Annotated in this window: 14 protein-coding genes; 9 read left to right on the forward strand and 5 right to left on the reverse strand. The window is 40.3% G+C overall.

All coding sequences use genetic code 11. The features are described 5' to 3' along the window. Positions 1 to 72: 72 nt before the first annotated feature. The 9 genes from IE080_RS14145 (at position 73) to IE080_RS14185 (ending at position 10,527) form a co-directional block, all read left to right on the forward strand. Positions 73 to 885, forward strand: a complete 813-nt coding sequence (locus IE080_RS14145; protein ID WP_189583874.1) for a glycerophosphodiester phosphodiesterase family protein — start codon at positions 73 to 75, stop codon at positions 883 to 885. Positions 886 to 957: 72 nt separating this feature from the next. Next, on the forward strand, positions 958 to 2,199 hold the full coding sequence (locus IE080_RS14150; protein WP_189583877.1) for an MFS transporter: 1,242 nt from the start codon (positions 958 to 960) through the stop codon (positions 2,197 to 2,199). After that, positions 2,192 to 3,685 (forward strand): alpha,alpha-trehalase TreF, encoded by a 1,494-nt coding sequence (treF, locus tag IE080_RS14155; RefSeq protein ID WP_189583880.1) that lies wholly within the window; start codon positions 2,192 to 2,194, stop codon positions 3,683 to 3,685. The genes IE080_RS14150 and treF overlap by 8 nt, the downstream gene beginning before the upstream one ends. Before the next feature lie 15 nt (positions 3,686 to 3,700). Beyond that, positions 3,701 to 4,936: a purple acid phosphatase family protein gene (locus IE080_RS14160; RefSeq protein WP_189583883.1), complete on the forward strand. Its 1,236-nt coding sequence runs from the start codon at positions 3,701 to 3,703 to the stop codon at positions 4,934 to 4,936. Positions 4,937 to 5,116: 180 nt separating this feature from the next. Beyond that, a complete protein-coding gene (gene gldA / locus IE080_RS14165; RefSeq protein ID WP_189583886.1) occupies positions 5,117 to 6,022 on the forward strand; it encodes a gliding motility-associated ABC transporter ATP-binding subunit GldA in 906 nt (301 codons plus the stop codon). A gap of 2 nt (positions 6,023 to 6,024) precedes the next feature. Further along, entirely contained in the window at positions 6,025 to 6,747 is a 723-nt protein-coding gene (gene gldF, locus IE080_RS14170) for a gliding motility-associated ABC transporter permease subunit GldF (protein ID WP_189583889.1), read from the forward strand. 1 nt (position 6,748) lies between these two features. Continuing rightward, positions 6,749 to 8,425, forward strand: a complete 1,677-nt coding sequence (gene gldG, locus IE080_RS14175) for a gliding motility-associated ABC transporter substrate-binding protein GldG (RefSeq protein WP_189583892.1) — start codon at positions 6,749 to 6,751, stop codon at positions 8,423 to 8,425. A 123-nt stretch (positions 8,426 to 8,548) separates the two neighbouring features. Beyond that, positions 8,549 to 9,673: a DNA polymerase III subunit beta gene (gene dnaN / locus IE080_RS14180; RefSeq protein WP_189583895.1), complete on the forward strand. Its 1,125-nt coding sequence runs from the start codon at positions 8,549 to 8,551 to the stop codon at positions 9,671 to 9,673. A gap of 371 nt (positions 9,674 to 10,044) precedes the next feature. Then, the gene (locus IE080_RS14185; protein ID WP_189583898.1) at positions 10,045 to 10,527 is read left to right on the forward strand and encodes a peptide deformylase; all 483 of its coding nucleotides are present in this window, start codon (positions 10,045 to 10,047) and stop codon (positions 10,525 to 10,527) included. A 531-nt stretch (positions 10,528 to 11,058) separates the two neighbouring features. Here the strand turns inward: IE080_RS14185 and IE080_RS14190 are convergent. The 5 genes from IE080_RS14190 to IE080_RS14210 all read right to left on the reverse strand — a co-directional run bounded on the left by IE080_RS14190 (position 11,059) and on the right by IE080_RS14210 (position 14,803). Then, complete coding sequence (locus IE080_RS14190) at positions 11,059 to 11,466, reverse strand: hypothetical protein (RefSeq protein ID WP_189583901.1); 408 nt, start codon at positions 11,464 to 11,466, stop codon at positions 11,059 to 11,061. A 443-nt stretch (positions 11,467 to 11,909) separates the two neighbouring features. After that, positions 11,910 to 12,098, reverse strand: coding sequence for a hypothetical protein (locus tag IE080_RS14195; RefSeq protein ID WP_189583904.1), 189 nt, complete (start codon positions 12,096 to 12,098; stop codon positions 11,910 to 11,912). Between the two features lie 19 nt (positions 12,099 to 12,117). Continuing rightward, positions 12,118 to 12,318, reverse strand: coding sequence for a Blp family class II bacteriocin (locus tag IE080_RS14200; protein ID WP_189583908.1), 201 nt, complete (start codon positions 12,316 to 12,318; stop codon positions 12,118 to 12,120). Positions 12,319 to 12,399: 81 nt separating this feature from the next. Next, entirely contained in the window at positions 12,400 to 12,609 is a 210-nt protein-coding gene (locus tag IE080_RS14205) for an HTH domain-containing protein (RefSeq protein WP_189583912.1), read from the reverse strand. A 7-nt stretch (positions 12,610 to 12,616) separates the two neighbouring features. Continuing rightward, positions 12,617 to 14,803, reverse strand: coding sequence for a peptidase domain-containing ABC transporter (locus IE080_RS14210; protein ID WP_189583915.1), 2,187 nt, complete (start codon positions 14,801 to 14,803; stop codon positions 12,617 to 12,619). Between the last annotated feature and the right edge of the window lie 95 nt (positions 14,804 to 14,898).

Below are 14,898 nucleotides of genomic sequence, written 5' to 3' on the forward strand. Positions count from 1 at the left end.
CCAAGGAGCGGGATTTGTTATCATTGAATAGTATAAAAGGTTAACCTCTTTTTAAAAATATACCTCAAGACCATGAAGATTATTCTTGTCTCGATTTTAGTTTTTGTTGGTTTCAGTTCCATAAAGGCTCAAAGCCTTCGAACTCTGATTGAACAAGAGCGTCCTGTTATCTTTTCTCATCGCGTTGCATTAGAACCTGATTGGGTGGAGAATAGTCTGTATTCCCTTGAGAAATCCGGTGAAATGGGGTTTATGTTCCACGAGATTGATGTAGTGGAGAGTAAGGATGGGGTTTTGTATGTGTTGCATGACAAAACTTTGGACAGAACCACCTCGTCCACGGGAGCGGTAAAAGAATTAGCTAGTGCTTATTTGGATGGAGTGCTATTGAATGGCCTTGAAGAGCGCTTACCACGTTTGGAAGATTTTTTGGCTATTTGTCAGGAGAAAGGATTTTACTTGATGCTAGATGTCAAAGAAGCCTCCTTGGAAAAAGTGATGGCAAAGGTGAAAGAATTTGACATGTTGGAGCGAGTAGTGTTGTTAACGTTTGGTAAGGAGCGTTCAGCTGAAGCTTTGGAGTTAGGAGAGCGGTTCCTATTGTCAGTATTGATTACAGAGGAAGAAGATTTTGACTATTTCCTTTGCAAAACGGAGCAGCCTTACTATTTGGCGGCCTATATCAATAAAGATGGACCAATTGATTTATTTGAAAAAGCACGTTCTCTAGGTCTTCCAACAATCACCGATGTATTGGGAGCGATTGATGCGCGGGCACAAAACGAGGGGATAGCTGTTTACACTGAATTTTTACACAAAAGAAAGCCTAGTATCCTGGTCTCCGATTATCCGCTTCAAATCAAGCAGGTGATGAGTAATGATTGATGGTTTTGTGATTTGGAAATAATTTTAGCAACTTAAAACCCTATTTCCATCCATCATCAACCATCATTCTCTATGAATGCCAAATTATTGATTCGCTTGTCCTTGATTTTTAATTACATGGTGTTTGCCGTGTTGTTAAATTCAGTGGGGGCAGTAATCCTGCAAGTGCAGCGTACATTTGATGTCACCAAGGCTGAAGCCTCTGTTTTAGAGGGGTTCAAAGATTTACCAATCGCCATTTTTTCATTTGTAGTAGCTTCTTTTTTGCCAAAAATCGGTTTGAAGAGAGGGATGCTGATTGCCTTAGGTTTGGTAGCGGCTATGTGTTTCATCATTCCTGTGATGGCCAATGATTTTTGGTATTTCAAGATGCTTTTTGCTGCGGTAGGAATCTCTTTTGCAGTCATCAAAGTTTCAGTGTTTGCTATGATTGGTTTAGTCACCGATGATACAAAAGAACACAGTAGCTTGATGAGTACCATCGAGGGCTTTTTTATGATTGGGGTGCTGTTGGGCAATGTGTTTTTCAGTCTATTTGTCAATGATGCAGATCCTCGATCTACTGCATGGCTTTCTATTTATTGGTATCTAGGGGCATTAAGTTTGGTAGCTGCTTTATTCCTCTTACTTGCCCAAGTCAATGAATCTGCATCCAAACGAGAAGACACTGGTGCTTGGGAAGAGTTTTTGGATATGATCAAATTGGTGGCCAAACCTTTGGTCTTGGTGTTTGCTGCCTCAGCATTTCTATTCGTATTGATTGAGCAAAGCTTTATGACATGGACACCCACCTTTTATCAGGATGTGTTGAAAGTTCCGGCGAGCATGGGCATACAGGCAGGGGCAGTTTTGGCAGGTGCTTTGGCAGTTGGACGCTTATTGGCAGGAGTGATTTTGAAGCGGGTACATTGGCTTACCTTTACCTTGACAAGTACAGTTTTGGTGGGGGTATGTGTCCTACTTACCTTGCCTTTGACACAAAATCTTCCGGATGTCACAGAAACTGTCACTTGGTTCAATGCACCATTTGTGGTGTACTTGTTTCCCATATTGGGAGTCTTTTTAGCGCCTATTTATCCTACTATCAATTCTGTGGTGTTAAGCGCTTTGCCAAAGTACATGCAGAGTTCCATGTCAGGCTTGATTGTGGTTTTCTCTGCCTTGGGTGGTACAACAGGCTCTATTATCACAGGGAATATTTTCGAGCGCTATGGGGGAACCAATGCCTTTTATTTTTCATTGATACCCATTGTGGCACTTTGCCTGATTTTATTTCTATTACATAAGCAAGTAAACAAACAACAACATGCATAGTCCCGAACAGGTATTTGGGGAGCTGTTTGAAGCAATTCAAATGCAAGGAGTTTTCCCAGATTCCAAAACATTTGTAGATATGATTCCCAAGATTTCCGTGGAGGAAATTATTGCCCAGTACCATCAGGAAAACAATTCTGAAACCTTTGATTTAACCGTTTTCGTGTCTCAATACTTTACTTCCCCAAGCTTGGGTCCGCTTTTGGTAATGGAGGAATCTAGTTCATTGGAAGAGCGATTGCATCAGCAATGGAAGGTCTTGACCAAAGAAGCAGATGAAGAAAAAGAAGGATCTTCTTTGATACCCTTACCATTTTCCTATGTAGTACCCGGAGGAAGGTTTGGAGAAATCTATTACTGGGATAGTTACTTTACGATGCTTGGCTTGAAAGAATCCGGGCGTGTGGATTTGATCGAAGCCATGGTGAGGAATTTTGCGCATTTGATTGATGTGGTTGGGCATATTCCGAATGGGAATCGAACTTATTTTATCAGCCGTTCTCAGCCTCCATTTTTTGTTAAAATGGTGGAGTTGTTAGCGGAAGTAAAGCAAGATGAAAGCATTTTGATTCATTATTTACCTCAGCTGGAGCGGGAGTACGCGTTTTGGATGAAAGGGGCTGAGGGATTACCTATTGGGGAAGCCTATGCACGGGTTGTACGATTAGATGAGGAAACAATTTTGAATCGGTATTGGGATGATGTGGACACTCCACGGGCAGAATCTTACCGGGAGGATGTAGAACTATTGCATCAGACCAATGGAGATTCCAGCAGTATGCGGCATATCCGTGCAGCCTGTGAGTCGGGCTGGGATTTTAGTTCGCGATGGCTGATGGATGAGCAGGATTTGAATACCATAGAGGCCGCACATATCATCCCTATAGATTTGAATGTGTTGTTGTTTGAATTGGAGCGAGTAATGCACTATATCTATTCATTGAAAGAAGATCTTGCTTATGCGGCTCATTATCAGCATTTGATGAGGAAAAGATTAAAGGGCATCGAGTTTTTTTTGTGGTCCTCGGAAAGTGAGTTGTATTTGGATTATCATTTTGTCCAACAAAAGTCCATGAAGCGACCTTCTTTGGCTATGCTATTTCCGCTTTGGTCGGGTTTTGCATCAGAGGAACAGGCAAGTTCAGTTTTGAATTATGTTGAAAAGCAATTTTTGAAACCTGGAGGTTTGGTTACGAGTACAAGTTATTCCGGCCAACAATGGGATGCTCCCAATGGCTGGGCACCTTTGCAGTGGATAGGGTTGGCGGCAAGTGTGAACTATGGATGGAAAAATCTTGCTACGACAATTGCTTCACGTTGGACTTTCTTGAATGAACAAGTATTCGAGCGGACTGGTAAAATGATGGAGAAATACAATGTAGAGGATCTGACCTTGGAGGCAGGAGGAGGAGAGTATCCTGTTCAAGATGGATTTGGTTGGTCTAATGGAATTTATTTGGCCATGAAAGAGTTTCTAAGAACATAAACCCTTATTATACATATGCGCTTTAACAAACATTTCTGGATTGCGACAATTGCACTTGTTTTTGCTTTGTCAGCAATTGCTCATGCACAACAAGCTACCCATGCCTTTTATCTGACTTGGACGGAGGATCCTACCAGTAGTATCAGTATCGATTGGCATTCAGATGCGACCTCAAGTACTACACTCAAATTCAGGAGAAAAGGAACCGAAGCTTGGAGAGATTTTGAAAGCACGGTGTTGCCGTATCCTTTTTCAGAGCGTAAAGTACATAGGGTTGGAATTGGTGGTTTGTCTCCAGCAACAACCTATGAATTGATGTTTCCGGGATTGGAAGCGGTCTATCATTTCCATACCATGCCAGCTGACCTGAATACTGCCAGCATTAAAATTGCTATCGGGGGAGACACCATGCACAGGAAAGAATGGTTTGAGCAAACGAATGGAATTGTCACTTCCTATGATCCTGATTTTGTGATCATAGGTGGGGATATGGCTTATGAAAATGGAGTTGCTGAGAATCTTCAACGAATCTATGATTGGTTTGATGCCTACACCAAGACTTTGGTAACTGCTGATAACCGTATTTTACCATGTATTGTAGCTGCCGGAAATCACGAAGTAGTAGGTGGCTATTATTCCCGTAACCCAGGCTATGAGCAGACCAATTCCTTCAGAAACCGTATTGCTCCTTATTTCTACTCCTTATTTCCATTCCCAGGCCAGCCAGGATATAATGTATTGGACTTTGGAAAATATTTGAGTTTGGTTATACTCGATACGGAGCATAGCAATCCTGTGGAGGGAGTTCAGACAGATTGGTTGAAGCAAACGCTAGAGGAGCGTAAAGATTTTCTTCATGTCTTGCCAATCTACCATGTCCCGGCATTTCCTTCTGTGAGAGATTTTAATGGAACTACCCAGACGTTGGTAAGGGATACATGGGTGCCCATATTTGAGCAATATCCAATCAGACTTGCTTTTGAAAACCATGATCATGCATATAAGCGAACCTTTCCTATAAGAAATGGGAAAATTGACCAAACGGGGATAACGTATGTCGGTGATGGATCGTGGGGAACTGAGCCTAGACCAATTCATTCAGTAGAAGATACTTGGTATTTGAAAGTGGCACAAAGTGTGAATGCATTTACCTTTTTGACCATCGAAGGCAGTCAATACTCGTTGATTTCTTTGGATTGGGAGGGAAATGTGATTGATAGTTACCCGCAAAATCCACTTATCGGTAAATAATATCCATAATTGTTGATTAATTTCCTTACAGCCTTTATCTTAGCGCTAGTAAGGTTTAATATTCAAGAGATTTGGCAGTTCTTGACTGACACTTCTTTAAATGGGGCTTCATAGAAGCCTTTTTTGGTTTATAGGCTTTTCTGTAATTTTACAACCGAATTCTCATACCCATACCCGTTCATGTCATTATCCATTCAACAGCTGAGTAAGTTTTATGGAAGCCAGAAGGCTTTGAATCAGATTTCCTTTACAGCAGAAAAAGGTCAAGTCGTGGGTTTTTTAGGCCCTAATGGTGCTGGTAAGTCCACCACCATGAAAATTGCGACAGGATACATGCTGGCAGATGAAGGAGATGTATTGGTAAATGGAATCTCCGTAGCAGAACGACCGCAGCAAATCAGTCAATTAATAGGGTATTTGCCAGAACATAATCCCTTGTATTTGGATATGTATGTGCGTGAATTTTTATCCTTTACGGGCGGCCTGTATGGCGTGTCTGGAAAAAGTCTTAAAAATCGTGTAGAAGAACTAATCGGACTCTGTGGATTGGAAAGAGAAGCCCACAAACAGATCCAGCAACTTTCCAAAGGCTACCGACAGCGGGTAGGTTTGGCAAAAGCCTTGATTCATGACCCGGAAGTCATCATCTTGGATGAACCTACCACAGGATTGGACCCTAATCAACTGGTAGAAATCAGAAAATTAATCAAAAACATCAGTGAAAATAAAACGCTGATTTTGAGTACGCATATCATGCAAGAGGTGGAGGCTATCTGTGATAAAGTTGTTATCATCAATCGTGGGGAAATAGTGGCAGAAGATTTATTGGCGAATTTAACCAAGGGAAGCGGTCAAGTAAGTTTGGTTTTGGAAACTGAAGAAGAACTGAATCTCGGTTGGTTTGAAGGTATTGGTTCGCATACAAGTTCCGAACGTTCTAATCTTATTAAAATCCATGTGACAAATGCTGCGATTGCTAGAAAAGCGATTCTTCAAGTAATTGCCGATCAAAATCTAAACTTGGTCAGTTTGCGACAAGAGAGTAAAAATTTAGAGTCCATTTTCCAACAAATTACCCAATCCTGAGTATGTGGGCACTGTATAAAAAAGAAATCAATGCTTTCTTTGGGAATTTGAGCGGGTATCTCATTTTGAGTCTGTTTTTGGTTTCCCTAGGTTTGATCGTTTGGGTTTTTCCTGATACATCGGTTTTAGAATATGGATTTGCCGATTTGGAGGCACTGTTTGTATACGCTCCCTATGTTTTCACCTTTCTGATTCCTGCTATGACCATGAAGATGATTGCAGAAGAACGGAAAACAGGGACTTGGGAATTATTGATGACTTCCCCACTTTCTATTTCAAAAATTATTTTGGCGAAGTACTTGGCGACAATCAGCTTGGTGTTGATTGCAGTTTTACCAACCTTGATTTACTATTGGAGCATCGTACAGCTAGGACAGCCAGTAGGGAATATTGACCATGCCGGTTTCTTTGGATCTTTTATTGGACTGTTATTTATGGGAGCTGTATTTGCTGCAATCGGGTTGTTTGGTTCTGCATTGACAGTGCATCAGGTAGTTGCCTTTGTATGGGGAGTCTTTTTGTGTTTCTTCCTGTATTTTGGCTTGACTGCCTTGGTGGAACTCAATGTTTATCATCCTTTTGCCTTATTATTGGAAGAGCTGAGTTTGAGCTTTCATTATCGTAGCATGAGTAGGGGAGTCATTGCAAGCAGCAATTTGTCGTACTTCATATTCATCATCGGCTTGATGTTGTTGTTGACTGGTCTAATCATCAAAAGGAGGTAATATGAAGAAAAATTCTGGTATAGCTCTGTTGATCGGTGTAGGTATTTTGGCTGCTATTGTTGTTTTGCTGACGTATGTGATACCATTTCGTATTGATTTGACCGAGGAAAAACGATACAGCCTCAATCCAGCTACAGTTGATTTTTTAAAGGAATTGAATGAGCCTGTTGAAATTGAAATCTTGCTGACTGGGAAGCTTCCGGGAGGTATGCGAAGATTGCAGCGGTCCACGGAGGAAATGATCCGAACGTTTGATGCCTATTCTTCCAAAAAAATAACGTTCTATTACCAAGATCCTTTGGCGCTGCCTAAAGATATTCAGGAGGATTACATCGTAGGTTTGGCAGAATACGGGATTAACCCCACGAATCTGTTTGTGACGGACGATGCTGGTCAGCAATCCATTTTGATTTGGCCTGGGATTGTGGCAAGGACAGAGGAGTTTGAGACAGGAGCTTTGATTTTGAAAGGGGAGCGAATGGCTACCAATGAAGAAAAATTGAATCAATCCATAGAAAATTTGGAGTTTGAACTCATAAACGCCATTCGAAAGTTGGTGGGAGAAAAGCAATATTCCATTGGTTTATTCATGGGACATGGGGAGTTAAGTGAAGATGATGGTTTTGGGTTGGTGGAAGCTTTGGTAGATGATTACGAAGTTTTCAAGATTCCTATTGAGCAAGCGAAAAAAGTAGAGGATTTGGATCCTTTTGCAGTGTTAATCATTTCTGGGCCGCGGGAAAGTTATGATGAGCGAGCCATTTATTTGATTGATCAGTACCTGATGAATGGAGGCAATGTCATTTTCTTAGTAGATGCCTTGGTGTATGATATGAAGGAAGCAGGAGGGGATGGTACGGTGGGGATGCCTTTTGATCACGGGTTGGATAATATGCTGTTTAGGTATGGGATACGTGTGAACAAGGATTTTATTCAAGACATCAATTTCGGGTATTATCCTGTGATGGCGGGTAATTTTGGGAATCAAGAACAATTGGTACCGTTACCTTGGCCTTTTTTCATCAAAGCTAGTTTGATGGCCAAGCATCCGATTACCAAGGGACTAGATCAGGTTTTATTTCGATTCAACAGTTCTTTGGATACGGTAAAAGCCGATGGCGTACATAAAATCCCTTTGATTTTCACCTCAGAATTTAGCCGTAAATTATCTACTCCAGTAAGAATTGCTTTTGAAGACATGGCTAACGAGCCTGATTTGGAAGAATTTAATCAATCCTTTCTTCCATTGATGTATTTGTTGGAAGGAGTATTTACATCGGTATTCAAAAATCGATTTCTACCAGATGGAGTGGACAAAAGTACCTTTCAAGAAAATGGGGATTCAGGGAAAGTGATTGTAGTGGGAAGCAGTACTGTTTTCACCAGTCAGTCAGACTTGGCCTCCAGTAACCCGCTGCCTTTGGGTAATGACCCATTCAACGCTATTACATTCGCCAATCGGCAATTGCTTTTAAATACAATTGCGTATTTGACCGAGCCTGAAGGCTTGATTGCTTCGCGAAACAAACAGTTTAAAATCAGACCCCTTAATAAGGCCAAAGTAAGACAAGAAAAAAGCTTTTGGCAGTGGTTTAATGTAGGAGCTCCCTTAGCATTCTTGATCGTCCTTGGAGGATTGTGGTTTTTTGTGCGGAAATTGAAGTACAAAAACAGGTGAATCCCTTAAATTTTGGAGAGAATTCTACAAATTTGCGAAATCTGTCGAGTTGAAGGCTCAAAATTAGATTTTATTTATAAATTTACTCTATTCAATCATTAGGAAAAAATTAGCAATAACGATATGAAATTCATTGTTTCCTCCTCTGCCCTTTTAAAGCAACTTTCTGCTATCAATGGCGTAGTGACTACCAACCCAGTTGTACCCATTTTGGAAAATTTCCTTTTTGAAATCAAAGAAGGTAAACTGACCATCACCGCATCTGACTTACAGACATCCATGATGACTGAAATTGAGGTGGAGTCAAAGGAGGATGGCAATATTGCAGTTCCTGCGAAGATATTAATCGAAACCTTGAAAAACCTTCCCGAGCAGCCGGTAACGTTCAGCATCGATCATGATACCTATAGTATCGAGATCAGTTCTGATAATGGTCGGTACAAGCTTTCAGGGGAAAATGCAACTGATTTCCCCAAAATACCTACTGTGACTAATGCTACTGCTGTAGATATGTCTACGGAAGTATTAAGTTCGGCGATCAGTAATACCATCTTTGCTACCAGCAATGATGAATTGAGACCAGCGATGACAGGTGTTTACATTAACTTGAGCAGTACCAATGCGACTTTTGTTGCTACGGATGGTCACCGATTGGTGCGCTACAGAAGAGTAGATATTGCATCTGCTGATGCAGCGAGTTTGATTATCCCTCGTAAAGCGTTGAACTTGTTGAAATCTACTTTACCATCTGAAAATGTTCCGGTAACCGTTGAGTTCAACTCTTCCAATGCCTACTTCAAGTTTGGCAGCATCAAAATGATTTGCCGCTTGATCGATGAGCGTTTCCCAGATTATGAAAATGTAATTCCGATTGACAATCCTAACCATATGACTATTGATCGTATGGATTTCTTGAGTTCCTTGAGAAGGATTGCCATCTATGCCAATAAAACTACGCATCAAGTCCGCTTGAAATTGACAGGTTCTGAATTACAAATCTCTGCTGAGGACTTAGACTTCTCCAATGAAGCAAACGAGCGTCTATCTTGTGAGCATGACGGTGAGGATATCGAAATCGGCTTCAACGCAAAATTCTTGGTAGAAATGTTGAATAACCTTTCTTCCAGAGAAGTTACGCTTCAGTTCTCTGCTCCAAATAGAGCTGGTCTGATCGTACCATCTGATAAGTCTGATAATGAGGATATCTTGATGTTGGTGATGCCGGTGATGTTGAATAACTATGTGTAGGAGAAGCGGGCTGGCTTGGGTATAGTTAGATGTTTGGGAAGGTTTGATTTTGAGGTGTAGCGACTGAAATATGCTTACGCGAAATAAATTGAAATATGCCTTCGGCGAAATAATTGGGGCGTGTGAGATTAAAGATTATTCTTAAAAGGAAAGAATAGTTTTCGAGAGATGTAAAATACAGATATAAAATATCCAAGACTCAAGACTCAAGAGTCAAGAGGCAAGAGCCAAGAATCAAGAAACAAGAGTAATAAAGAATTCCCTTTGGGGATCGTTTAAAAGAAAAAAGACCTTAAGGAATTAGGGTCTTTTTTGGTTTTTTGAAACTACCAAAAGGTTGGAAAGCATGGGATAAAAAGTAAGAAAAATATATGAAGACAGTTGATGATATCTTAAAACTGGGTGATCCGCGCTTGTATGAGGTTTGCGAACCTGTATTGGAATCCGAACTGCCTTTGGTGAAGGCTTGGGTACAAGACCTACACGAGGCCATGGAGGATATCCGGAATGTTTATGGTTTTGGGAGGGGCATTGCAGCACCGCAATTGGGGATCATGAAGCGGCTGTTTTACTTGAATTTGGATAAGCCATACATCATCATCAATCCTGAGATTGTTCAAGCGAGTTCGAAGAAGTTTGAGTTATGGGACGACTGCATGAGTTTCCCAAATTTGTTTGTAAAAGTCGAGCGTCATCAGTCTATTGTCTTGGAATACTTGGATGAAAATTGGGAAAAGCAACGATGGACAGTTGATGGTGCGATTTCAGAACTGATCCAGCATGAATATGACCATCTCAATGGAGTACTGTGCACGATGCGAGCGATAGATGAGAAGAGTTTTCGGTGGAGGTAGGTAAGAGAGACTAGAACCGAGACTTGCCTGCTGCAAGCAGGAGATGAGGTTTTAGAGCCAAGAAACAAGAAACAAGAATCAAGACTTGGATTCGTGTAAGAAGGAGGTTTGTCTTTTTGAAATAAGGTAGAAATAAAGTGGAAATAAGGGTAGAAACAGTTTTTAACTTGTTCTAGTTTTCGGATGATATTAGTCAATAATTGTATTTTCTGTGGCATTCAGGGGGAAGAATGATATGTCTAGAATTTTGTTGAAGATTGTTAGGTTTTGTAAGTCCTGAGAAGACCGACCTCGAAGAGGTCAAATGTTTATAGATACACATTGAATAGTAGCCCTATTCGACCCCTTTTCGGGGTCGCACCTTGGCCTTGGTTGATTTTGTGCTATAAACATATGATCCCTTTGGGATCGGAGAGCTTTCTTTTGGATAAAGGGATTCTTTTACGGTTTTGAATGAAAGGAATAGAGGAGGATTTAAAGATGCTATACCAAAAATGACAGTCCTTTTCTTTCCTGAAATCAGAACTTACTTTATAAAGTTGGCCCCTTAATTTCTTTGGTGTAGAATCTAATGGCTAAAGCAGTATATGCCAGCAGCACTATTAGCGCACATATGCCTATAAAGCTAGCATTTGAAAAGTGTATTAATTCCAACCAAACGGCTACTTGGGTTGCAAATAGCAATAATCCAGCTAATCGTAAGGGTTTAGCTACCTTAGATTTTTTTTTAAATCGTTCCAATAAACTGATTTGAGCAATGTTTGCCTGTTCACTGGGGGTAGCCTTAAGGTATTTGTAGAGAGCGTAATTAACTCCCGCTGCCATAAACAGGACAGTTAGCATGGGAATAACTTTTAATTGAGTAGGGCTGAAATAAACAAAGGCCACAAGTGCTAAGGTCCATGTTGGAATAATTATCTTTAGATACTTAATATTCATAATGCAATCAAAAGAATGACTGTTGAATTGGATAACTTCTACTTTTTTTAGATCTGCCTATTTATTGAAAAGTGATGAAATATCGTAAGAAATACTGTCCAAAACGATAATAATTTACCAAGTATATGGCCGTAATCATCATGGAATATACTACCCTGGAGAAAAAGACTTTAACTAGATTAGCTTATGGAATAAAGCTAATAATTAATTATTCTTATTTATCGTCATGAAACTTTGGTTTCCTAATAAAACTAGAATAAATAGCAAGAATTACAGCCCAAAATATTGTAACTTTACTAAATATAACGCCATATTCATCATGGGATATACCTATTATTAAAACAATAGTAACTATTAAAATTATTGCTTTTATAGCTTTATTCATAAGGTTGATATTAAAAGATAGTTCATGAAATTTTATTTCTTGAACTATCTTATGTTTTTTAATATATTGCACAGGCAACTCCGACAGCAGAGATAGTAAGTATTCCTGCTGGACCGATAGGATTCCACCAATTGAATACAGCTCCTGCTGCATAAATTGCTGATGAGGCTGCGAATCCAGCACAAAAGGCAGTAACTCTATCACCACCTGATATTTGTTCTAGTTGTATTTCGTCTAGTTTTCTCATTTTTTTCTAATGTTAATTCTTAACAATCTTTTGCATATTTCCTTACCAGGTCTCCTCCAATTCCTCCTATTGCTAGTCCAACTGCATATCCCACTCCGCCACCACAGATTATTCCAGCAGCTACTGAACCAAGAAAAAAATAATCTGCATCAGATTTGCATATTTGGCTAAATAGACCCCCACTCACCATCTCCATTCTGTCAATACTTAACTCTTTCATAACGAATTTAATTTATTTATTTGAAAATTTATTTAACTATATAAATATAATTTCATGTCGGTGACATTTCTTGTCACCTATTTAATTTTTTTCTAAAAAAATGTAACTGTCTGAATCCTTACAATAGATGATTTCATGTGATGACGAAAGACGTAAATCATCCAAAATCCTATAAACCGTTCTTTTGTGAACTTGAAGCTTTTTTGCCAATTTGGATGGTCCTCCTGTCTTCTTCTTTTCGATCAACTCTATCAAGAGTTTGGTCCGCTCGTAATACTTCAACCCTGCCATAGTTGTATCAGTTTAGTGGTACTAAATGGTGATATGCTTTAGAAAATTGATTCTCTGTTTGTAATAATTCCACGGATGTTCCATAAGCTTTTATTTGCCCTTGCTCCAGGACCATCAGGCGGTCCATGCTTGCTGCCAAAACCGGTTGATGGGTAATCAATAAGAGGGAGGCTTGATTTGACTGGACATAGGATTTTACAATCGAGAGTACCATATGTTCGGTTTCCCAATCCATTGCCGCAGTAGCTTCATCCAACACAAGGATCTTTGGATTTTTTACCAAGGCTCGGGCCAATCCGACCAGTTGGCGTTGTCCTCCGGATAGATTTCTTCCTTCTTCCCCACATATAGTAAGAATGCCTTGTGGGAATTGATTGAAAAACCCTCCTAATCCTAGTTCCTGCAAGGCCTGAATTGTCTTTTCTACTTCTTGGGAATTATTTGTCAGGGCTATATTGTCCAATACTGTCCCGTTAAAGAGCTTTTCTTTTTGACTGACTACACCCAACTGATTTCTCCAAGTCATTAAATCATTGGCTTCACCCATTAAGAAAGGCATAGAAAGCTTCCCCTGTTCTGGAACATAAAAGCGCTGAATTAACTCCACTAAGGTGCTTTTTCCTGTTCCGACAGGAGCAAAAAGTGCTGTCGTCTGCCCTGCTTGAAGTTGAAAACTCACTCCTTTAAGTATCGGGCTTCTACCAGGATAACGGAATACCAGGTTTTCTGCATTTAAAAGGACGTTTGGATTTACCTCTTCTTCCTTACTTATTGAAATTTCCTGATCTTCGGCTTTCAGTCCAGCAATCTCATGCATTCGGTCAAAGGCTACCTTGGCTTCCTGAAATTGTATATTGGCTACTACTAATCCGGCTACAGCTGGTAAAATAGAACTCCCCACCTGAATCAAGGCCATCAATTCCCCTAGTTGAAGATTTTTTTGGAACACTAGATAGACGCCCAAGCCGAACAACAGGCTCATAAATACGGCAACAATCACTTGTGTGAAAAATGAAAAGCTATTGCCAATGATCGCCAAGTGATAGCCCTTGTTTTGATAATGCCCATAGACCTGATCAATTCTGTCTTTGAATACCTGTTCCTTCCCATATGACCTCAATACATGCACTCCTGTCAAGCTATCGATGTACTGCGTCTCATTGAGGGCATGGGCGGCCATCACTTCTTTTTGCTTGGCAATGATGGGCCGATGATAGCGCCACCCAATGAGTAAAAATGCCAAAGAAGCTGCTACACATAACCATCCCATCACCCATGATTGGTAGAAGACATAGGCTAGGGAAACTACTACTACCAAAACATTAATAATGACCGTTCCCGTAATCATTGCGATTGTTTGCTGGATACGAAGGGAGTCATTCATACGAGCGATTAGGTCACCCGTACTGAAACCCTTGAAGTAGTTCATGGGTAGATGGAATACTTTCCCAACAAAGGAAGCTACAATCCGAATATTGAGGCCTTTTCCCTGTCTTGCCATAAATACACCCAAAAAATATCCCAATATTGAGCGGAATAGTAGTAAAGCTCCTAATGCGACCACCCCAAGGATGGCTTTGTCATAGGTTTGATTAGGAAGAAAATCATCAATGAGTTTTTGTGAAAAAATCGCTGTAGAAAGACCTGTGATGGCCATAAGCGTTCCAAGAACTGCCGCGACAGCTAAAATAGGGACATCTTCTGCAATAAGTGATCTGAACCAGATAAATTTAGCATTGGATTGGGATTTTCTGGTCTGAAACTTTTCATTAGGTTTTATTTGAAGTAAAATGCCTGATTTCCAGATTTCGGTTAATTCCTTTTCACTGAAGCTTACAATTCCCACACCGGGATCACTGATCCAGAATTTGCTCCCATCAAACCCAAAACAGACTACATAATGTTCCCTCACTTGATCCATAAGCACATGGAGTATGACAGGCGCTTCCTGTTCTTTCAGGTGCTTGATTTCCGCTTCAAAACCTTTGGCTGTTAGGCCGATTACAGAAGCTGCTTGGATCAAGCCCAAAAGGGTAGTTCCGGACATAGTTGTTCCACTGACATCTCGTAGCTTTTCTTGCGTGACTTCTCCACCATGATATTTTGAGATGGTACACAGGCAGGCCAATCCACAGGCATACTCTCCCAATTGGGTTGTATGGAATTTTTTTAAGTTGGATTCGTTGATTTTCATGGTCTGCCCTCCTTTCTATGTGGTAACTTTTTTAAAATGATATCCAATTTTACTGGGCCTTGATACGATGCCACTAAAGCACGAGAACTATCATA

The organism is Mongoliitalea lutea (assembly GCF_014652135.1).
GTDB classification, from domain to species: domain Bacteria; phylum Bacteroidota; class Bacteroidia; order Cytophagales; family Cyclobacteriaceae; genus Mongoliitalea; species Mongoliitalea lutea.